This window comes from Nitrosovibrio sp. Nv17, assembly GCF_900119085.1.
In the GTDB taxonomy this organism is placed as follows: domain Bacteria; phylum Pseudomonadota; class Gammaproteobacteria; order Burkholderiales; family Nitrosomonadaceae; genus Nitrosospira.
In genome coordinates this window covers 136,839-156,948 of record NZ_FPIQ01000001.1, presented here as the reverse complement: position 1 = coordinate 156,948, position 20,110 = coordinate 136,839, and the positions used below count along the sequence as shown (strand labels likewise).

General features: G+C 61.1%; 16 protein-coding genes, 2 tRNA genes and 3 rRNA genes. 15 read left to right on the top strand and 6 right to left on the bottom strand.

Annotated features, from left to right (window positions below; all coding sequences use genetic code 11):
• The 15 genes from BT108_RS00735 (at window position 1) to BT108_RS00665 (ending at window position 13,203) form a co-directional block, all read left to right on the top strand.
• The gene (locus BT108_RS00735; protein WP_072292631.1) at window positions 1-411 is read left to right on the top strand and encodes an ExbD/TolR family protein; all 411 of its coding nucleotides are present in this window, start codon (window positions 1-3) and stop codon (window positions 409-411) included.
• Window positions 411-815: an ExbD/TolR family protein gene (locus tag BT108_RS00730; RefSeq protein WP_072292630.1), complete on the top strand. Its 405-nt coding sequence runs from the start codon at window positions 411-413 to the stop codon at window positions 813-815. Before BT108_RS00735 ends, BT108_RS00730 begins: the two co-directional genes overlap by 1 nt.
• Window positions 815-1,504, top strand: a complete 690-nt coding sequence (locus BT108_RS00725; protein WP_072292629.1) for a TonB C-terminal domain-containing protein — start codon at window positions 815-817, stop codon at window positions 1,502-1,504. The genes BT108_RS00730 and BT108_RS00725 overlap by 1 nt, the downstream gene beginning before the upstream one ends.
• Before the next feature lie 47 nt (window positions 1,505-1,551).
• Complete coding sequence (locus tag BT108_RS00720) at window positions 1,552-3,120, top strand: putative porin (protein WP_072292628.1); 1,569 nt, start codon at window positions 1,552-1,554, stop codon at window positions 3,118-3,120.
• A 69-nt stretch (window positions 3,121-3,189) separates the two neighbouring features.
• Window positions 3,190-3,789, top strand: coding sequence for a hypothetical protein (locus tag BT108_RS00715; protein WP_177257218.1), 600 nt, complete (start codon window positions 3,190-3,192; stop codon window positions 3,787-3,789).
• Between the two features lie 121 nt (window positions 3,790-3,910).
• Window positions 3,911-4,831, top strand: a complete 921-nt coding sequence (locus BT108_RS00710) for a CysB family HTH-type transcriptional regulator (RefSeq protein ID WP_072292626.1) — start codon at window positions 3,911-3,913, stop codon at window positions 4,829-4,831.
• A gap of 209 nt (window positions 4,832-5,040) precedes the next feature.
• Window positions 5,041-6,027: a sulfate ABC transporter substrate-binding protein gene (locus BT108_RS00705; protein ID WP_072292625.1), complete on the top strand. Its 987-nt coding sequence runs from the start codon at window positions 5,041-5,043 to the stop codon at window positions 6,025-6,027.
• A complete protein-coding gene (locus tag BT108_RS00700; RefSeq protein WP_083566071.1) occupies window positions 6,028-6,243 on the top strand; it encodes a YezD family protein in 216 nt (71 codons plus the stop codon).
• Between the two features lie 126 nt (window positions 6,244-6,369).
• On the top strand, window positions 6,370-7,989 hold the full coding sequence (locus BT108_RS00695; protein WP_072292624.1) for an alginate export family protein: 1,620 nt from the start codon (window positions 6,370-6,372) through the stop codon (window positions 7,987-7,989).
• A gap of 37 nt (window positions 7,990-8,026) precedes the next feature.
• Window positions 8,027-9,025: a sulfate ABC transporter substrate-binding protein gene (locus tag BT108_RS00690; RefSeq protein ID WP_143142323.1), complete on the top strand. Its 999-nt coding sequence runs from the start codon at window positions 8,027-8,029 to the stop codon at window positions 9,023-9,025.
• Window positions 9,026-9,071: 46 nt separating this feature from the next.
• Window positions 9,072-9,449 (top strand): DUF2325 domain-containing protein, encoded by a 378-nt coding sequence (locus BT108_RS00685; protein WP_072292622.1) that lies wholly within the window; start codon window positions 9,072-9,074, stop codon window positions 9,447-9,449.
• An 18-nt stretch (window positions 9,450-9,467) separates the two neighbouring features.
• The gene (locus BT108_RS00680) at window positions 9,468-10,310 is read left to right on the top strand and encodes an EAL domain-containing protein (protein WP_072292621.1); all 843 of its coding nucleotides are present in this window, start codon (window positions 9,468-9,470) and stop codon (window positions 10,308-10,310) included.
• 66 nt (window positions 10,311-10,376) lie between these two features.
• Entirely contained in the window at window positions 10,377-11,210 is an 834-nt protein-coding gene (cysT, locus tag BT108_RS00675; RefSeq protein ID WP_072292620.1) for a sulfate ABC transporter permease subunit CysT, read from the top strand.
• Between the two features lie 30 nt (window positions 11,211-11,240).
• Window positions 11,241-12,128 carry a sulfate ABC transporter permease subunit CysW gene (gene cysW, locus BT108_RS00670; RefSeq protein WP_072292802.1) on the top strand — a complete coding sequence of 296 codons (888 nt, stop codon included), beginning with the start codon at window positions 11,241-11,243 and terminating at the stop codon, window positions 12,126-12,128.
• The gene (locus BT108_RS00665) at window positions 12,118-13,203 is read left to right on the top strand and encodes a sulfate/molybdate ABC transporter ATP-binding protein (protein ID WP_072292619.1); all 1,086 of its coding nucleotides are present in this window, start codon (window positions 12,118-12,120) and stop codon (window positions 13,201-13,203) included. Before cysW ends, BT108_RS00665 begins: the two co-directional genes overlap by 11 nt.
• An 86-nt stretch (window positions 13,204-13,289) precedes the next feature.
• Here the strand turns inward: BT108_RS00665 and rrf are convergent.
• From rrf to tyrS, 6 genes are all read right to left on the bottom strand, one after another.
• Window positions 13,290-13,402 (bottom strand): 5S ribosomal RNA (gene rrf, locus BT108_RS00660).
• Between the two features lie 116 nt (window positions 13,403-13,518).
• A 23S ribosomal RNA gene (locus BT108_RS00655) occupies window positions 13,519-16,408 on the bottom strand.
• Between the two features lie 382 nt (window positions 16,409-16,790).
• Window positions 16,791-16,866 (bottom strand) — tRNA-Ala (locus BT108_RS00650).
• 6 nt (window positions 16,867-16,872) lie between these two features.
• A tRNA-Ile gene (locus BT108_RS00645) sits at window positions 16,873-16,949 on the bottom strand.
• Window positions 16,950-17,069: 120 nt separating this feature from the next.
• Window positions 17,070-18,605 (bottom strand): 16S ribosomal RNA (locus BT108_RS00640).
• Together the 16S, 23S and 5S rRNA genes with 2 tRNA genes alongside form the textbook arrangement of a ribosomal RNA operon.
• Before the next feature lie 253 nt (window positions 18,606-18,858).
• Window positions 18,859-20,103 carry a tyrosine--tRNA ligase gene (tyrS, locus tag BT108_RS00635; RefSeq protein WP_072292618.1) on the bottom strand — a complete coding sequence of 415 codons (1,245 nt, stop codon included), beginning with the start codon at window positions 20,101-20,103 and terminating at the stop codon, window positions 18,859-18,861.
• Window positions 20,104-20,110 lie beyond the last annotated feature (7 nt).

The window sequence follows — 20,110 nt, the reverse complement described above, 5'->3', positions numbered from 1 at the left end:
ATGTCGAGCGACGTCAAGGAGGACAACCAGCCCTACGACGAGATCAACATCACGCCGATGCTGGACCTGGCGTACGTGCTGCTGGTGATCTTCATCATCATGACGACGGCCTCGGTGCAGGGCGTGAAGGTGGAACTGCCGCACACGCGCAACACGGCGAGCCTGGCCAAGCCGCAGATGCGGGCCATCACCGTCACCCAGGACGGCGCCGTCTACCTGGACGCCTATCCGGTGGACATGGCGCTGCTGGAACAGCGCCTGAGCGAGTTCCAGCGCGGCAACCCGGCGCTGCCGGTGGTACTCAAGGGCGACGCCGCGGCGCACTACGAGAAGATTTCGGAAGTGCTGGAGATCTGCAAGAGGCTGGGCATCACGGAGGTGGGCCTGGTCACGAAGAGAGGAGCCGACTGATGCAGGTGCAGAACGACGCGCAGCCCTACGACACCATCAACATCACGCCGATGCTGGACCTGGCGTACGTGCTGCTGGTGATCTTCATCCTCATGACGACCGCCGGCGTGCAGGGGCTCACCATGAACCTGCCCAAACCCTCCAGCAAGCCCAGCACCGAGCAGCACGAGGTGAAGATCGTGCAGGTGCAAGAGGGCGGCGGACTGCTGATGAACGGCGTGGGCGTGAGCCTGGCCGAGCTCGAAGCCCATCTCGGCGCGACCAAGGCGCGCGATCCCAAGTTCTCGGTGATGATCAAGGGCGACGCCCGGGCGCCCTACGCCGGCGTGATCGCGGTGGTGGATCTGGTGACGCGCCTGGAGATCGAGAACGTGGGCCTGGTGACGGCAAAGATAGGCACCTGATGGCCAACCCGTCCCAGGGCGCATCCCCGCTCTCCGCGCCCGCCGCGCGCGGACAGGCGGGCGGCCGGACGTGGCTGCGGCGCATTGCGCTGGGGCTGGGCGTGGCGCTGGCGCTGGCAGGCATCGCCCTGGTGCTGAAAAGCCTGATGAGCGGCGGCGCTCCCAAGAAACCGGTGACCACGATCAAGATCATGCCGGACAAGCCGCCACCCCCGCCGCCGCCCAAGGAACCGCCCAAGGAACAGCCGAAGGAGGTGAAGGTGGAGCAGCCCAAGCCGCAGGAGACGCCGCAGCCGCCGGCGGAGTCGCTGAAGATGGAAGGCGCCGCCGGGGACGGGCCCAGCCCGTTCGGGGCCGGCACGGTGACCAACGAGTACCAGGGGGGCACCGTCATCGGCGGCAAGGACCGCTTCTCCTGGTTCACCGGCCTGCTCAAGGGGCAGATCGAGGATGCGCTGGCGCGCGACAAGGAGCTGGCCAAGGGGGACTACCGCCTCATCGTCCGCGTCTGGATCGCCGGGAACGGGCGGATCGAGCGCTTCGAGCTGGAAGGCAGCAGCGGCAACGCCAAGACGGACGGGCTGATCAGGACGGCGCTGAACGGCATGCCGCCGCTTTCCGAACCGCCTCCGGAAAGCATGCCGCAGCCGGTGAAGCTGAGGATCATTTCCCGCTCGGCGAGCGGCTGACGCACGCATATACATATGACATAAAGACAAGATGAGATGAGATGAAAATGAGACGACTACCGAAAATCGCACTGGTACTGTTCGGCCTGCTGTCGCCGGACCTCGTGATGGCCGACGCCAGCACGCTCAAGCTGATCGACCTGCTGGTGCAGGAGGGCATACTGTCCAAGGAAAAGGCGGATCTCCTGCTGAAGCAGGTCGAGGAGGAAAACGCCCCCAAGGCGGGCGCCGAGCCGCTGCCGGCGGTCGCGGGCAGTCCGGGGACGGAGAATGGCGGCAAGGGCAAGGTCATCCGCATGCAGTACGTCCCCGAGCTCGTCAAGAAGGAGATGCGCGAGGAGATCAAGCAGGACGTGCTCGCGCACGCGCGCACCGAGCAGTGGGGAGACCGCAAGCCGCTGCCTTCCTGGGTGGAACGGTTCTCGTGGAGCGGCGACGTGCGCCTGCGCCACGAGAATGCGCTGTTCTCCTCGGCCAACGCGCTGCCGGGGATCTTCCGGCTGTTTGGCGTGGATGTGAACAACACCACCGTCGACCGCATGCGCTGGCGCGTCCGGGGCCGGCTCGCCACCAGCGTGACGCTGACGGACCACTTCAGCGCCGGAGCGCGGCTGGTCACCAACGGCAGCAGCGACAACCCGATCGCCACCAACCAGACGCTCGGCGACAGCAACCGCCACTTCGCAGTCCAGTTCGACCGGCTCTATCTCAACTACAGGCCGTACGACTGGCTGCTGCTCAGCGGCGGCAAGGTCGCCAATCCCTTCTACCGCACCGACATGGTGTGGGATCCGGACCTGAACTTCGACGGCGTAATGGTCTCGGCCAAGCCGCGCATCAACGACAGCCTGAGGCTGTTCGGCACGGGCGGCGCGTTCCCGGTGCAGGAGGTGGATCTCTCGAAAAGCGACAAATGGCTATTCGCCGGGCAGGGCGGCGTGGAGTGGAATCCGACGCCGAAGTCCAAGATCACGCTGGCGGCGGCCTACTACCATTACGAGAACATGTCGGGCAGGATCAGCGAGCTCAACGGCGACATCCGCCTCAACACCACCGCCGTGCAGTGGCGCCAGAAGGGCAATTCACTGATACAGCTCAACAATCCTCCCGTGGCCGGACTGGACGGCGGCGGCGTCTACGGGCTGGCCTCGGAGTTCCGGGAAATCAACGTGACAGGGGGGATCGACCTGAGCATGTTCAATCCCCTGCACATCCGCCTCATGGGCGACTACGCCCGCAACCTGGCCTTCAACCCCGACAAGATGAGGCGGCGCGGCGCGAGCCTGAGCGGCAGGGAGGGCGCCACCGCCTACCAGATCCGCCTCGACATCGGCACCACCATGCTCCAGGACATGGGACAGCTGCTCGCGGCGAAGCGCCACGACTGGCTGCTGTTCGCGGCATTCAAGCGCATGGAGTCGGACTCGCTGCTGGACGGCTTCACCGATTCCGAGTTCTACCTCGGGGGCACCAACGCGCAGGGCTGGATCGGTGGCGCGTCGTATGCGGTGGCCGACAACGTCTGGCTCACCGGGCGCTGGCTGAGCGCCAACCAGATCATCGGCCCCAAGCTGGGAATCGATGTCTTCCAGCTGGACCTTACGGCGAGGTTCTAGATGCCGGATACGCTGTCGCCGCTGCCCGTCCGCCTGAAGGCGTCGACGCTCGCGCTCCTGATTGTGCTCGTGTCGACGGCAGGACCCGCGTGGAGCGTCGACAAGAAGGAGACCCAGCGCCGCGCGCAGCAGGCGATCCGGCATGCGCAGGCCAAGGCCGCGGAGCTGGAACGCGCCAATGTGGAACTGGACGGCAGGCTCAAGGAGCAGGAGGCGCGCGCCGCCGAGGCGCAGCAGGGACTGGAGCAGGCGGCCCAGCGCCACCACCGCCTGACGCAGGAGCATGCGCGGGAGCTGGCCCGCGCCGCCGATCTCGAAGCCCGGCTGAAAGCGGCCGAGGAGGCCCTGCAGCAGGTGCGCGGGGAACTGGCCGATACCCGAACGGCGCGGCAGGAGGGCGAACGCCTGCTGGAGCGCGCGGCGGCGGAGAAAACCACGCTGGACGAAACCCTGGCGCAGTGCATCGACAAGAACGGTCGGCTCTACCAGCTGGGACGGACGCTGATCGACCACGTCGAGAAGCCGGGGCCCCTGACCAGCGTGCTGCGTGCGGAACCCTTCACCCAGATCAAGCGCGTGGAGCTCGAGAACATCTTCCAGGATGCCCGCGACGACCTGGACCGGCACCGGCTGAAACTCCCGGGTTCGCGTTCGGAGAGTGCCCGATGAGCGGCCCATGGGAGCGCCCTGCGCCCATCCCACTCCAGCTACTTTCTTAATCACAATTTCTCATATCGAAACCATATTTTATAACTTCATATACGGCTGACAACACGGTAGATTTCCGCTTATGAATTTTCAGCAACTACGGATCGTCCGCGAGACCGTCCGTCAGAATTTCAACCTGACCGAAACCGGGAAGGCACTGTTCACCTCCCAGTCGGGCATCTCGAAGGGGTTGAAGGAGCTGGAGGACGAACTGGGGGTCGAGATCTTCTCCCGCTTCGGCAAGCGCCTGGTGGGATTGACCGAGGCGGGCAGGGATCTGCTGAAGGTGGTCGACCGGATCCTGCTCGACGCCGAGAACATCAAGCGTGTGGCCTCCCAGTTCTCGGGACGCAAGCGCGGCAACCTGACGGTGGCCACCACGCACACGCAGGCCCGCTACGTCCTCCCGAACGTGATCAAGCGCTTCATGCTCGACGTGCCCGAGGTGCACCTCTCGCTGCACCAGGGCAGCCCCAAGGAGATCGCGGAACTGCTGCTCAATGGCGATGCGGACATCGGCATCGCCACGGAAACGCTGTCCCAGATCCCCAACCTGATCAGCTTTCCCTGCTACGAATGGGAGCACGGCATCATCGTTCCCGCCGACCACCCCCTGCTGGCGCTGGACACGGTCACGCTGCAGGACCTGAGCAAGTTTCCGGTGATCACCTACCATCCCTCGTTCACCGGCCGTTCGCACGTGGACCATGCGTTCCGCCAGGCGAACCTCGAACCCGACATCGTCATCACCGCGATGGACGCGGATGTCATCAAGACCTACGTGGGCCTGGGCCTGGGCGTGGGCGTGGTGTCATCCCTCGCCTTCAATCCCGAGCGCGACATCTCGCTGGCGCTGATTCCGGCGGGACACCTGTTCGGCTCCAATTACGCCCGCATCGCGGTGCGGCGCGGGCGCTATCTGCGCGACTACGCCTACGACTTCATCGGCCGTCTGGCACCGGACCTGACCGAATCCGTATTGCGGGAAAAAATATACGCCTGAGCCGAACGCGTGGCGGGAACCGGTTATCCGCATTTCCATCCGGTCCGGGCGGCCATATATGAAAAAAAGAGATAAACAAATCGAAACTTATTGGTTCCGCGACTAAAAAAGCGCTGGTACCTTCTGTCGACCAGCGTCTTCGCTCGGAATATCCGTTGCCGGGACCGCCATTTCCACTTGCAGGCCTCTGGCAACACCATGGAGAAAAGATGCTTCGAATACTGATGGGGCTGTTGTTCCTTGGCGCAATGCCGGCAACGGCAGAGACTTCGTTGCTCAACGTGTCCTACGACGTCACCCGCGAATTCTACAAGGACTACAACCCCGCCTTCACCGCGCACTGGAAGAGTAAAACCGGCGAGGCGGTCACGGTCAGTCAGTCCCACGGTGGATCGAGCAAGCAGGCGCGGGCCGTGCTGGACGGCCTGCAGGCCGATGTCGTCACCATGAATCAGGCCAATGACATCGACCTGCTGGCGGAGCGCGGCAAGCTCCTGCCGCTGGATTGGGCCCGCCGGTTCCCCTACGGCAGCGCTCCATTCACCTCCACCACCGTGTTCCTGGTGCGCCGGGGCAATCCGAAGAACATCCGCGACTGGAACGATCTGGTCAGGCCGGGCGTAGCGGCGATCATTCCCAATCCCAAGCTTTCCGGCAATGGCCGCTACAGCTACCTGGCCGCGTGGGGCTACGTGATCAGGAAAGGGGGTGACGAACGTGCGGCACAGGATTTCGTGGGCCGGCTGTTCCGGAACGTGCCGGTACTCGACGGCGGAGGCCGGGCTGCCAGCACCACGTTCGTGCAGCGCGGCATCGGCGACGCGCTGCTCACGTTCGAGAACGAAGCCTTCCTGACGCAGAAGGAACTCGGGGAGGACAAGTTCGACGTGGTCTACCCCTCCACCAGCATACTCGCGGAAAGCCCGGTGAGCGTGGTGGACAAGGTGGCCGACAAGCGGGGTACCCGCGCGCTGGCGACGGCCTATCTCGAATACCTGTACTCGGACGAAGGCCAGGAGATCGCCGCCCGGCACTACTTCCGCCCGCGCAACGAAAGCATTCTGGCCCGGCACCGGGACCGGTTCCGCGCACTGGATCTGTTCACCATCGACGAGATATTCGGCGGGTGGAAGCAGGCGCAGTCCAGGCATTTCAACGATGGCGCCCTGTTCGACCAGATCTACGGAGTGAGATAGATGACCGCGCCCATCGCGAACAGCGACGATGCTGCCGCGACGGGTAACGATACGACGGGGCACCTGCCCCCGGAAATCGGCCAGCAGATACTGCGGGCCATTGCCGCCGTCCAGTACGGATCGGTGGAAGTGCTGATCCACGACGGCCGCGTGGTGCAGATAGAGAGCCGCAGAAAGATTCGCCTGAGTCACGACGACGCCTCTCGCAGGAGATGAATCGTCACAGCCGCTGATCGAGGGAAACAGCGTTTATCAACCCGACCCCGCCGCTCCGGAGGAGCGGTCGGTACAGAAAGCCGGCGACCCGACCGGAATACCGGGGGAGCCCTATGGAGTCAAGGCATGAGAAGTTTTCGGCGCATCCTGATCGCAGCCGCGATCGGCACACTGCCCGCCAGCCCGATTCAAGCGGAGGAACACGAAATACACGCACACCCGACCCGGCCGGACGCCCGTTCCGTCCGATACGCACAGGCCGATTTGCCGGAGGAGACACAGGCCCCGGCCGGCCGCACCGACAGCGAAGCCACGTGGGCCGTTCCGCTGCCGGTGCGGCGCGAACCCGGGACCGGCGCAGGCCGGACCGAGGCCAGCCGAAGCACGAGCTACTACAAGCCTGCCCGCAGCTATTCGACGCAGCCCGAGTCCGATCCGCCGCGCTACGTCCGCAACCTGTCCGAGACCGGCATCGAAGCCTTCAAGGACATCACCTGGCTGGACGTGGGCCTGGACCATCGCACCCGCTACGAATTCCGCAGCAACGACATCCGGCGCAACCGGTCGACGCTGGACCAGCCGTTCCTGCTGCGCTCGCGCGCCTACTTCGGCATCAAGGAGATTCTGGATCCGCTGCGCGGGGTGGTCGAGTTCCAGGATTCGCGCCGCTACAACGGCAAGTTTCCCCATGACGACCGCGACTTCAACGACTACGACCTGATCCAGGGATACGGCGAACTGTACTTCCGCCAGGCGCTGGGCCAGGACGACCGCAAGCAGGATCGCCCGCTCAGGGTACGGATCGGCCGCATGGCCTACGAGGCGCTCGACCGCCGTCTGATCGGCCGCAACGAATGGCGCAACACGACCAACACCTTCGAGGGTTTCCGCATCAACCTGGGCCAGGAAGTCAACGACTGGGAAATCGATCTATGGGCCTATCAGCCGGTCAAGCGCGTCCTGACCGAATTCGACCAGCGCATCACGAACCAGTGGTTCTACGGCGCGATTGGCCACTGGCGCCGGTGGTCCGACGTCATCACGCTCCAGCCCTACTACATGGGCCTGGTGCAGGACGGCAGCAAGGTGCCGGGGCAGGTCGACCGCGTGATTCACGCCACCGCCCTGCGCGGCTACGGGGTCGTCGGCGGCACGGGCCTGGACTACGACTTCAACCTGATCTACCAGTTCGGGGAGAATGGCGCCGACCGGCAGGACGCGCACGGCTACACCCTCGAGGCGGGCTATACCTTCAAACATGCCTGGAAACCCCGTGTCAGCGCCTTCTACGGCTACGCCAGCGGCGACCGCAACCCCGGCAACCGGGTCAGCAACCGCTTCGAGCGCTTCTTCGGCTTCGCGCGGCCCTGGTCGGCTGACGACTACATCATCTTCGAGAACGTCAAGGCCCCCAAGATCAAGCTGGAATTCCAGCCGGCCAAAAACCTGCGCATCGATGGCGGCTACAACTGGTACTGGCTTGCAAGCAGCACGGATCGATTCAACAACCTGCTGGGCGGCAGCAGCTTCAACCGGGACCCCACCGGGCGGAGCGGGGACTTCATCGGCCACTCGGTCGACGTGCGCGTGCGCTATCAGCTGACGGGGCACATCGGGGCGACGCTGGGCTACTCCCACTTCACCAGCGGCGAATTCACGCGCAACCGGCAGATCGCGGCACTGGGAAGCAGCCCCGGCAGTTCCAATTTCTTCTATGCCGAAGTGGTGATCAGCGCATTCAAGTAGCCTTCATCCAACCGACACTTCAATGAAAGGGAAAAACATGCAAATCAGGAAATGGCTGGTATCGGGCCTGCTGACCGCGGGGCTTCTTTGCGGCGGTCACGCACTGGCGGACAAGGCTCTGCTGAACGTCTCCTACGACCCGACCCGGGAACTCTACCAGGCATTCAACGCCGCCTTTGCCCGGCAGTGGGAAGCGAAGCATCATGAAAAGGTGACGGTCAGCCAGTCCCATGGCGGTTCGGGCAAACAGGCACGCTCGGTGATCGACGGGCTTCAGGCCGACGTCGTGACCCTGGCCCTGGCAAGCGACATCGACGCCATCGCCGAAAAAGCCAGGCTGCTGCCGCAGGACTGGCAGCAGCGCCTGCCGCTCAACAGCACGCCGTACACCTCGACCATCGTCTTCCTGGTGCGCAAGGGAAACCCCAAGGGCATCAAGGACTGGAACGATCTGGCCCGATCCGGCGTGTCGGTGATCACCCCCAATCCGAAAACCTCCGGCGGCGCGCGGTGGAACTACCTGGCCGCCTGGGAATTCGGCAAGCGCCATTTCGGGGAGGCGAAGGCCAGGGAGTTCGTCGCCGCCATCTACCGCAACGTGCCGGTATTGGACTCCGGCGCGCGCGCCTCGACCACGACGTTCGTCGAACGCGGCGTGGGGGACGTGTTCATTTCCTGGGAAAACGAGGCTTTCCTGGCAATCAAGGAGCTGGGCAGCGAAAAGTTCGAGATCGTCGTGCCTTCGCTCAGCATCCTGGCGGAGCCCTCGGTCGCCCTGGTGGACAAGGTGGTCGACAAGAAGGGCACGCGGGCGGTTGCCGAGGCCTATCTCAAGTACCTGTACTCGGATGAGGGCCAGGAGATCGCCGCAAGGAATTTCTACCGGCCCACCAGTCCGAAGGTCGTGGAAAAGTACGCCAGCCACTTCCCCGCCATCAAGCTGTTCAGCGTCAACGACGCATTCGGCGGCTGGCAGAAGGCGCACAGGATCCACTTCGCCGATGGTGGCACATTCGACCAGATTTATCAGAAGTGACACGACCGGGTGGCGCCGCAGCGCCACAACCCACAAGGAGGTTGATATGACTGCATTGATCGTAGGCGGAGACTACATAGAGACGTTCCGGCGGGAGCTCATCGCGCATGGGCTCAAGGATGTCGAGCACTGGAACGGACGTCAGTCCAGGTTCGCCAAGCGAACCATCCCGACCAGCGCCAAGCTCGTGGTGATACTGTACGACTACGTCAACCACAGTGTATCGAACGCCTTGAAGCTGCAGGCCAACAAGAATGGCATCCCGCTGCTCTTTTGCCGCAGTTCGACGCACGAATTGCGCCGCAAGCTGGGTGAGCTGGCGCTTGCGGAGCCTCCCTGTCGCGGCGGCGACCCGCTCCCGTTCATCGCCTCTCTCGCCGCGGCACTGAATCCACCCATCCATCCGCGCCACCCGCATGCCTGAGGATACGGAAAAACGAGCATGAGCAGCCCGCCTGACGAACTGGTGCAAATCCAGGCAACCACCGACTCTCCGCTGCGGCGGTCGGAGGATGGCTGGATAACCGCTCATTTTTCCGATCGGCGGCTGTCGAGCGCGTTCCAGCCGGTCATCGATGCCCGCACCCGCCAGGTCGCGGGTCATGCCGCCTACGTTCGTTGCGGACCCGGCCACCAGCGCATGACGCTGCCGAGGGACATTTTCGCGCTGGCAACGGAAGACCGGTTGCTGGTCAAACTGGATCGCCTGTGCCGTACCCTGCATGCATTCAATTACTTCAACGTCGCAAATGGGCTGGGCTGGCTTTCCGTGAACGTGCAGCCGCGCCTGTTGGAAAGTGTCAAGGACGACCATGGCCGCGCATTCTCGGAAATACTGAATCTGATCGGCATAACGCCTTCGCGCGTGGTCATCGAGATTCCGGTAGAAGTGAACCGCGACTGGCGGTTGTTCAAGCGAGTGGTCGGCAATTACCGCTCGCATGGCTACCGGATCGCGGCCAATCACAGCGGCGCGGCAGGCTGGATGCCGCAGCTGCGGGACCTCTATCCCGATGTCCTGCGGTTGGAGGCTTCCAGCCTGCTGCACCATTCCGATTCGGCCCCATTGCGCGAGGACGTGCACCGCTTCGGCGCTGTCCTGCTGGTGCACGGTATCGAGACCCGGCAACAGATGGCGGCCGCATTCCAGGTCGGTGCCGGCCTGCTGCAGGGACGCCTTCTGGGAGGACCGGTTTCACGTGTCTTCGAAGCAGCGGATCCTGGTATCTTTGTCCTGCAGAGACGCCTTTCCATACGCCTGCCGCATCCTCCGGCGACAGCCTGAGCCATGTCGATGCAGCCGCGCCCGCTCCCGGGACATCACCCATGACACAATCACAGGAGTCTTCACTTGCGCGCCCTCAGACAACATAGCGTCTTGCCGGGATTCAATCTGGCGCTCGGATTCACGCTGCTCTACCTGAGCCTCATCGTGCTGATCCCGCTGTCCGCGGCGTTCATCCGCACCTCCGCGCTGACATGGCCGGAATTCTGGGACGCGGTCACGACCCCCCGCGTCCTGGCATCCTACCGTCTCACCTTCGGCGCGTCGTTTGCGGCGGCGGTGGTCAACGCCATATTCGGTCTGCTGGTGGCATGGGTGCTGGTGCGCTACCGTTTCCCCGGCAAGAAGCTGGTGGATGCCTTGGTCGACCTGCCGTTCGCGCTGCCCACGGCGGTCGCCGGTATCGCGCTGACCGCGCTTTACGCCGGCAACGGCTGGATCGGCCAGTTCTTCGAGCCGATCGGCGTCAAGATCGCCTTCACGCCGATCGGCGTCTTCATCGCGCTCACCTTCATCGGCCTGCCGTTCGTGGTGCGCACGGTGCAGCCGGTGCTGGAGGATCTCGAACCGGAACTGGAAGAAGCGGCGGCGACGCTGGGGGCGAATCGGCTGCAGACGTTCTCCCGGGTCATCCTCCCCGTGCTGCTGCCGGCGCTCATGACCGGCTTCGCGCTTGCGTTCGCACGTGCGATCGGCGAGTATGGCTCGGTGATTTTCATCGCCGGCAACATGCCCATGATTTCGGAGATCACCCCCCTGCTCATCATCACCAAACTCGAACAATACGACTACGCCGGTGCCACGGCGCTGGCGGTGGTCATGCTGGTCATTTCGTTCCTGATGCTGCTGATCATCAATGTACTGCAATGGTGGAGCCGTCGGCGAACCAGCGCCATATAATATGGAAGTAGTGAGATGACCCCCCAGTCCATGACGACCGCTGCACTTCCGACGCCTGCGCCCGCGACCGACCTCGGCCATCGCCGGGAAATCACCAGTGAACCCGCGTGGGTGCGCAAGACACTGATCGGAACGGCGCTCACGTTCCTCACGCTGTTCCTGTTCGTCCCGCTGATCTCGGTATTCTACGAGGCCCTGAAGAAAGGGGTGGATGCCTATCTCGCCGCCATCACGGAGCCGGATGCGGTGGCGGCGATCCAGTTGACCCTGACGGCGGCGGCCATCGCAGTGCCGGTCAACCTGGTATTCGGGGTCGCTGCGGCCTGGGCCATCGCCAAGTTCGAGTTCCGCGGCAAGAGCCTGCTGATCACGCTGATCGACCTGCCGTTCTCGGTCTCGCCGGTGGTCTCGGGGCTGATCTACGTGCTCGTGTTCGGCCTGCAGGGCTGGCTGGGGCCCTGGCTGGCAGAATATGACATCAAGATCATCTTCGCGGTGCCCGGCATCGTGCTCGCCACCATTTTCGTGACGGTGCCCTTCATCGCGCGGGAACTGATTCCGCTGATGCAGGCGCAGGGCAGCGAGGAGGAGGAGGCCGCCGTGGTGCTGGGCGCCAATGGCTGGCAGACCTTCTTCCGCGTGACGCTGCCGAACATCAAGTGGGGCCTGCTGTATGGCACCATACTCTGCAATGCGCGCGCCATGGGTGAATTCGGCGCGGTGTCGGTCGTTTCGGGGCACATCCGCGGCAGTACCAACACACTGCCGCTGCATGTGGAGATTCTCTACAATGAATACAACTTCGCGGCCGCATTCGCCGTGGCGTCGCTGCTGGCGCTGCTGGCGCTGGTGACGCTCGCCCTCAAGACCCTGGTCGAATTCCGGAACAGACAGCAGGAGAATATAGATGAGCATTGAAGTACGCAATCTGGTGAAGCGGTTCGGGTCCTTCGTCGCGCTGAAGAATGTCGATCTGGAGGTCCGCTCGGGCGAACTGCTGGCGCTGCTCGGGCCGTCGGGTTCCGGAAAGACGACGCTGCTGCGCGTGATCGCGGGGCTGGAGGTAGCCGACTCCGGACAGGTCCTGTTCGAGGGAGAGGATGCCACCCAGCAGCACGTGCGCGAGCGGCGCGTGGGATTCGTGTTCCAGCACTATGCGCTGTTCCGCAACATGACGATCTTCGAGAATGTTGCATTCGGCCTGCGTGTACGCCCGAAGCCGCAGCGTCCCAGTGATGCCGACATCCGCCGCCGGGTGCAGGATCTGCTGAAGCTGGTGCAGCTCGACTGGCTGGCCGAACGCCACCCGCACCAGCTGTCCGGAGGACAGCGGCAACGCGTCGCCTTGGCGCGGGCGCTCGCTGTGGAGCCGAAGGTGTTGCTGCTGGACGAACCCTTCGGCGCGCTCGACGCCAAGGTGCGCAAGGAACTGCGGGCCTGGCTGCGCAGGCTGCACGATGAGATTCACATCACCAGCGTGTTCGTGACCCATGACCAGGAGGAAGCGCTCGAGGTGGCCGACCGGGTGGTGGTCATGAATGAGGGACGCATTGAGCAGATCGGCACGCCGGACGAAGTGTACGAGCAGCCGGCCAGTCCGTTCGTCTACGAATTCCTGGGGAAGGTGAACCTGTTCCATGGCCGCCTGCACCAGGGACGCGCCCGGATCGGGGGCATCGAAATCGATGCCCCCGATCATTCGGAAGCCGAGGAACAACCCGCCGTCGCCTACGTGCGTCCGCACGACATCCACGTCGACCGGGTAATCCATGACGGCGGTGCGCTCGCGGCACATGTCTTCCACATCCTTTCCGTCGGCCCCATCGTGCGCCTCGAGCTGACGCGCGATGACGGCGACGCGCAGGATCTGATCGAGGTCGAGATCACCAAGGAGCGCTTTCGCGAGCTGCAACTGGCGCAGGGGGACCAGGTCTACATCAAGCCGTTCCGCCTCGACCTGTTTCCCCAATCGGTGGAGGAGCCGGTACACTGAACTCCGTGCTGCCGGGCGCTGCGCCACCGACTGAAGAGGAAAATAAAAAGCCCCGGTTCGTAAGAACCGGGGCTTTTTCATGGAATGCCTGGCAGCGACCTACTTTCACATGTGAAAACACACTATCATCGGCGCAACTTCGTTTCACGACCCTGTTCGGGATGGGAAGGGGTGGGACCAAAGCGCTATGACCGCCAGGCGTAACCGTGGATCACGATACGGAGCGATTCGTATCGCGTTCCTGAAGAAGTCAAGCGGGTGGATTGCATCCTGCAGACACCTCGCAGCGATACCCCAGGGTATGCTCAAGGTTATAGGATCAAGCCTCACGGTCAATTAGTATCGGTTAGCTCAACGCATTGCTGCGCTTCCACACCCGACCTATCAACGTCGTAGTCTTCGACGAACCTTTAGGGGGGTTTAACCCCCGGGAAGTCTCATCTTGAGGTGAGTTTCCCGCTTAGATGCTTTCAGCGGTTATCTCTTCCGCACTTAGCTACCCGGCGATACGACTGGCGTCATAACCGGTACACCAGAGGTGCGTCCACTCCGGTCCTCTCGTACTAGGAGCAGGTCCACTCAAACTTCCAACGCCCACGGCAGATAGGGACCAAACTGTCTCACGACGTTTTAAACCCAGCTCACGTACCACTTTAAATGGCGAACAGCCATACCCTTGGGACCGGCTACAGCCCCAGGATGTGATGAGCCGACATCGAGGTGCCAAACTCCCCCGTCGATATGAACTCTTGGGAGGAATCAGCCTGTTATCCCCGGCGTACCTTTTATCCGTTGAGCGATGGCCCTTCCATACAGAACCACCGGATCACTATGACCTGCTTTCGCATCTGCTCGACTTGTCAGTCTCGCAGTCAAGCACGCTTTTGCCATTGCACTATCAGCACGATTTCCGACCGTACCTAGCGTACCTTCGTACTCCTCCGTTACACTTTGGGAGGAGACCGCCCCAGTCAAACTGCCTACCATACACGGTCCCCGATCCAGATCATGGACCCAGGTTAGAACCTCAACAACATCAGGGTGGTATTTCAACGTCGGCTCCATGAACTCTAGCGAGTCCACTTCAACGCCTCCCACCTATCCTACACAAACATTGTCAAAGTCCAATGTAAAGCTACAGTAAAGGTGCACGGGGTCTTTCCGTCTAGCCGCGGGGAGATTGCATCTTCACAAACATTTCAACTTCGCTGAGTCTCAGGAGGAGACAGTGTGGCCATCGTTACGCCATTCGTGCAGGTCGGAACTTACCCGACAAGGAATTTCGCTACCTTAGGACCGTTATAGTTACGGCCGCCGTTTACCGGGGCTTCGATCAAGAGCTTGCACCCCATCACTTAACCTTCCGGCACCGGGCAGGCGTCACACTCTATACGTCCACTTTCGTGTTTGCAGAGTGCTGTGTTTTTATTAAACAGTCGCAGCCACCATTTCTTTGCAACCCCCTTCCGCTTCACGCGCGAGGCGCTACACGTACCAGGGGCACACCTTATCCCGAAGTTACGGTGTCAATTTGCCGAGTTCCTTCTCCTGAGTTCTCTCAAGCGCCTTGGAATTTTCATCCCGCCCACCTGTGTCGGTTTGCGGTACGGTCCTCATTCAACTGAAGCTTAGCGGCTTTTCCTGGAAGCAGGGTATCACTCACTTGGCATCCCGAAGGATGTTGCGTTATCACGCCTCAACTAAGCCGCCCGGATTTGCCTAGGCGGCACGTCTACACGCTTGAACCGGGACATCCAACACCCGGCTGAGCTAACCTTCTCCGTCCCCGCATCGCATTGAACGAAGGTACTGGAATATTGACCAGTTTCCCATCAGCTACGCATTTCTGCCTTACCTTAGGGGCCGACTCACCCTGCGCCGATGAACGTTGCGCAGGAAACCTTGGGCTTACGGCGAGGGAGCTTTTCACTCCCTTTATCGCTACTCATGTCAGCATTCGCACTTCCGATACCTCCAGCAGCCTTCTCAAGCCACCTTCGCAGGCCTACGGAACGCTCTCCTACCATCTGCACTTGCGTGCAAATCCCTAGCTTCGGTGCACAGTTTGAGCCCCGTTACATCTTCCGCGCAGGACGACTCGATCAGTGAGCTATTACGCTTTCTTTAAAGAATGGCTGCTTCTAAGCCAATCTCCTGACTGTCTTAGCCTTCCCACCTCGTTTACCACTTAACTGTGTCTGGGGGACCTTAGCTGAGGGTCTGGGTTGTTTCCCTCTCGACACCGGACGTTAGCACCCGATGTCTGTCTCCCACGCTCGCACTCTTCGGTATTCGGAGTTTGCCATGGTTTGGTAGACCTAAACGGCCCCCTAGCCATAACAGTGCTCTACCCCCAAAGGTGATACGTGAGGCACTACCTAAATAGTTTTCGGAGAGAACCAGCTATTTCCAGATTTGTTTAGCCTTTCACCCCTACCCACAGCTCATCCCCTAATTTTTCAACATTAGTGGGTTCGGACCTCCACGAGGTGTTACCCCCGCTTCATCCTGGCCATGAGTAGATCATCTGGTTTCGGGTCTACACCCAGCAACTGAGCGCCCTATTAAGACTCGCTTTCGCTGCGCTTCCCCTATGCGGTTAAGCTTGCTACTGAATGTAAGTCGCTGACCCATTATACAAAAGGTACGCAGTCACGGAACAAGTCCGCTCCCACTGTTTGTATGCATGCGGTTTCAGGATCTATTTCACTCCCCTCCCGGGGTTCTTTTCGCCTTTCCCTCACGGTACTGGTTCACTATCGGTCGATTACGAGTATTTAGCCTTGGAGGATGGTCCCCCCATGTTCAGACAGGATTTCACGTGTCCCGCCCTACTTGTCCCAACCCTAGTTCCACACCCGGATTTTCGCCTACGGGGCTATCACCCGCTATGGCCCGACTTTCCAGACGGTTCGACTAACCCGGATGCTAAAGATTGGAGGCTGCTCCCATTTCGCTCGCCACTACTCTGGGAATCTCGGTTGATTTCTTTTCCTCTGGCTACTTAGATGTTTCAGTTCACCAGGTTCGCCACGCTTGGCCTATGTATTCAGCCAAGGTTGACCCTTGCGGGCCGGGTTTCCCCATTCGGACATCTCCGGATCAAAGCTCGTTTGCCAGCTCCCCGAAGCTTTTCGCAGGCTTCCACGTCCTTCATCGCCTGTAATCGCCAAGGCATCCACCACATGCACTTATTCGCTTGATCCTATAACCTTGAGGGCTCGGAACGACCGGAAAGCTTCCGGATGGACCCGGATATTCCATGTCCTCCAAACCAGCCTGGCTACAGGCGTCTGCGCGCACCGCATACGACTAAACATGCGGCACGTCGATGCAATCCAACCCTATCGTTCCACATCCTCGAACATGAAACCCAAGACACGGGCAACATATTCCCTGGATACGGAACGCTTGACTTCTTCCAAATTGTTAAAGAGCACCGGAGCGGCATGACAACCCGGAACCTCCCGGGTTTCCCCTGGAATTTCCACCCTCCGACGGCTACAGCCGCTGGTCAAAAACCAGAAGTCAGCGACTGGCTGAATTCTGGCTTCTGGATGATGACGTCGTTCTTCGACGCGCAGAACTGGTGGAGGTGAACGGGATCGAACCGATGACCCCCTGCTTGCAAAGCAGGTGCTCTCCCATCTGAGCTACACCCCCATGAGTTGGTGGGTCTGGGTGGATTTGAACCACCGACCCCACGCTTATCAAGCGTGTGCTCTAACCAACTGAGCTACAGACCCTGCACAGAGCTCAAGAACGAGAGCCCGGGTCTGCGGCTTCTCCAGCCTCACGCCGAACCCCAACCCTGCTTCATCGAACAACCGATAGGTTGTGGGCACTTGAATCCGGATCGACTCTAGAAAGGAGGTGATCCAGCCGCAGGTTCCCCTACGGCTACCTTGTTACGACTTCACCCCAGTCATGAATCTCACCGTGGCAAGCGCCCTCCTTGCGGTTAGACTACCTGCTTCTGGTGAAACCCACTCCCATGGTGTGACGGGCGGTGTGTACAAGACCCGGGAACGTATTCACCGCGACATGCTGATCCGCGATTACTAGCGATTCCGACTTCACGGAGTCGAGTTGCAGACTCCGATCCGGACTACGACGCGCTTTCTGAGATTAGCTCCCCCTCGCGGGTTGGCAACCCTCTGTACGCGCCATTGTATTACGTGTGAAGCCCTACCCATAAGGGCCATGAGGACTTGACGTCATCCCCACCTTCCTCCGGTTTGTCACCGGCAGTCTCATTAAAGTGCCCAACTGAATGATGGCAATTAATGACAAGGGTTGCGCTCGTTGCGGGACTTAACCCAACATCTCACGACACGAGCTGACGACAGCCATGCAGCACCTGTGTTACCGCTCCCTTTCGGGCACGCCCACTTCTCGGCGGGCTTCGGTACATGTCAAGGGTAGGTAAGGTTTTTCGCGTTGCATCGAATTAATCCACATAATCCACCGCTTGTGCGGGTCCCCGTCAATTCCTTTGAGTTTTAATCTTGCGACCGTACTCCCCAGGCGGTCAACTTCACGCGTTAGCTACGTTACCAAGTCCGTTAAGACCCGACAACCAGTTGACATAGTTTAGGGCGTGGACTACCAGGGTATCTAATCCTGTTTGCTCCCCACGCTTTCGTGCCTGAGCGTCAGTGTTGACCCAGGGGGCTGCCTTCGCCATCGGTGTTCCTCCACATCTCTACGCATTTCACTGCTACACGTGGAATTCCACCCCCCTCTGCCACACTCTAGCCTTGTAGTTTCAAACGCAGTTCCCAGGTTAAGCCCGGGGCTTTCACATCTGACTTACAAAACCGCCTGCGCACGCTTTACGCCCAGTAATTCCGATTAACGCTCGCACCCTACGTATTACCGCGGCTGCTGGCACGTAGTTAGCCGGTGCTTCTTCTTCCGGTACCGTCATTAGTCACGGGTATTAACCGTAACCGTTTCGTTCCGGCTGAAAGAGCTTTACAACCCGAAGGCCTTCTTCACTCACGCGGCATGGCTGGATCAGGGTTGCCCCCATTGTCCAAAATTCCCCACTGCTGCCTCCCGTAGGAGTCTGGGCCGTGTCTCAGTCCCAGTGTGGCTGATCGTCCTCTCAGACCAGCTACTGATCGTAGCCTTGGTAGGCCTTTACCCCACCAACTAGCTAATCAGACATCGGCCGCTCCAAAAGCGCAAGGTCTTGCGATCCCCTGCTTTTCTCCTCGGAGATTATGCGGTATTAGCGCATCTTTCGATGCGTTATCCCCCACTTAAGGATACGTTCCGATGCATTACTCACCCGTTCGCCACTCGCCACCAGGGTTGCCCCCGTGCTGCCGTTCGACTTGCATGTGTAAAGCATGCCGCCAGCGTTCAATCTGAGCCAGGATCAAACTCTTCAGTTCAATGCTGGTAAAACTCTCGCTTGACGTACGACTGGATCCCGGTGTCTGCAGAAGCAGGACCGGAATCCACTTACATCGTGCGAGCACTTCGACTCTCAAGTATCCGTCATCCCGTTTCGAGAAACGGAACTTCCGGATGCTCCGGCCAAGTGCCCACACCTATCGGCTGTAAATTTTTAAAGAGCGACGGCGACCACGAATTCATGAAGTAGTCGCAACAGAAGGCGGGATTATACAGATACCAGACAGGGGGTCAAGGGGTTTGTGGCATTCCTTCCGTTTCACGTCGGACGAGCGCGATGCGCATGAATCTGCGCTTGCCGACCTGCAGTACCACGGCTGCCCCACAATCCAGCCTGAGCGTCTTGTCGACGACTTTCTCGCCGTTCAGCCTCACGCCCCCCTGCTCGATCGCACGCAACGCCTCGGTGGTGCTGGCCGTGAGTCCCGCCTGCTTGAGCACCTGGGCAATGGGCAATCCCTCGCCATCAGTATGCAACACTTTCTCGGAAATGTCATCCGGTATCGCGCCACGCCTGAAGCGCGCCTCGAAATCGGCGAGCGCTCGTTCCGCGTCCTGTCGACTATGGAAGCGCGCCACGATCTCCTGTGCGAACTGCACCTTGATGTCGCGCGGGTTGCGTCCCTGCTCCACTTCGCGGCGCCAGCGGTGGAGGATATCGAGCGGCTCGAAGGACAGCAGGTCGATATAGTGCCACATCAATTCATCGGAAATCGACATCAGCTTGCCGAATATCTCCGCAGGTGGCTCGGCGATGCCGATATAGTTGCCCGAGGACTTGGACATCTTGTGGACGCCATCCGTGCCTACCAGCAACGGCATGGTGAGGACGCACTGCGGTGGCTGCCCGAAATGCCTTTGCAGCTCCCTGCCCATCAGGAGGTTGAACTTCTGGTCGGTGCCGCCCAGTTCGACATCCGCCTCGAGCGCCACGGAGTCGTAGCCCTGGACGAGCGGATACAGGAATTCATGGATTGCGATGGGCTTCCCGGCCGCGTAGCGCTTGCCGAAATCATCCCGCTCCAGCATGCGCGCAACGGTATGCGTGGCCGCCAGCCGGATGAGATCCGCGGCAGCGAACGTATCCATCCAGCGGGAGTTGAACACCACCTCGGTCCGTTCGGGCCGGAGGATGCGAAATACCTGGTTCGCATAGGACTGCGCATTTTCAGCCACCTGATCCCGGCTGAGCGCGGGGCGGGTGACGTTCTTGCCGCTGGGATCGCCGATCATGCCGGTAAAGTCACCGATCAGGAACAGGGCGTGGTGCCCCAGATCCTGGAAATGACGCATCTTGTTGAGCAGGACGGTGTGGCCGAGATGCAGGTCGGGGGCGGTCGGGTCGAATCCTGCTTTGACTCGGAGGGGACGCGCCAGCGCGAGCTTCTGTTCAAGTTCCGTCTCGATCAGAAGCTCATCGCATCCGCGCCTGATGACCGGCAGCTGTTCGGCTGGCGTGGGGATGCGACCGTTCACGGAAGCA

Bases quoted from the DNA above. Each gene is read 5' to 3' on its own strand.
- BT108_RS00735 (WP_072292631.1), top strand. From the start codon at position 1: ATGTCGAGCGACGTCAAGGAGGACAACCAGCCCTACGACGAGATCAAC.
- BT108_RS00730 (WP_072292630.1), top strand. From the start codon at position 411: ATGCAGGTGCAGAACGACGCGCAGCCCTACGACACCATCAACATCACG.
- BT108_RS00725 (WP_072292629.1), top strand. From the start codon at position 815: ATGGCCAACCCGTCCCAGGGCGCATCCCCGCTCTCCGCGCCCGCCGCG.
- BT108_RS00720 (WP_072292628.1), top strand. From the start codon at position 1,552: ATGAGACGACTACCGAAAATCGCACTGGTACTGTTCGGCCTGCTGTCG.
- BT108_RS00710 (WP_072292626.1), top strand. From the start codon at position 3,911: ATGAATTTTCAGCAACTACGGATCGTCCGCGAGACCGTCCGTCAGAAT.
- BT108_RS00705 (WP_072292625.1), top strand. From the start codon at position 5,041: ATGCTTCGAATACTGATGGGGCTGTTGTTCCTTGGCGCAATGCCGGCA.
- BT108_RS00700 (WP_083566071.1), top strand. From the start codon at position 6,028: ATGACCGCGCCCATCGCGAACAGCGACGATGCTGCCGCGACGGGTAAC.
- BT108_RS00695 (WP_072292624.1), top strand. From the start codon at position 6,370: ATGAGAAGTTTTCGGCGCATCCTGATCGCAGCCGCGATCGGCACACTG.
- BT108_RS00690 (WP_143142323.1), top strand. From the start codon at position 8,027: ATGCAAATCAGGAAATGGCTGGTATCGGGCCTGCTGACCGCGGGGCTT.
- BT108_RS00685 (WP_072292622.1), top strand. From the start codon at position 9,072: ATGACTGCATTGATCGTAGGCGGAGACTACATAGAGACGTTCCGGCGG.
- BT108_RS00680 (WP_072292621.1), top strand. From the start codon at position 9,468: ATGAGCAGCCCGCCTGACGAACTGGTGCAAATCCAGGCAACCACCGAC.
- cysW (WP_072292802.1), top strand. From the start codon at position 11,241: ATGACGACCGCTGCACTTCCGACGCCTGCGCCCGCGACCGACCTCGGC.
- BT108_RS00665 (WP_072292619.1), top strand. From the start codon at position 12,118: ATGAGCATTGAAGTACGCAATCTGGTGAAGCGGTTCGGGTCCTTCGTC.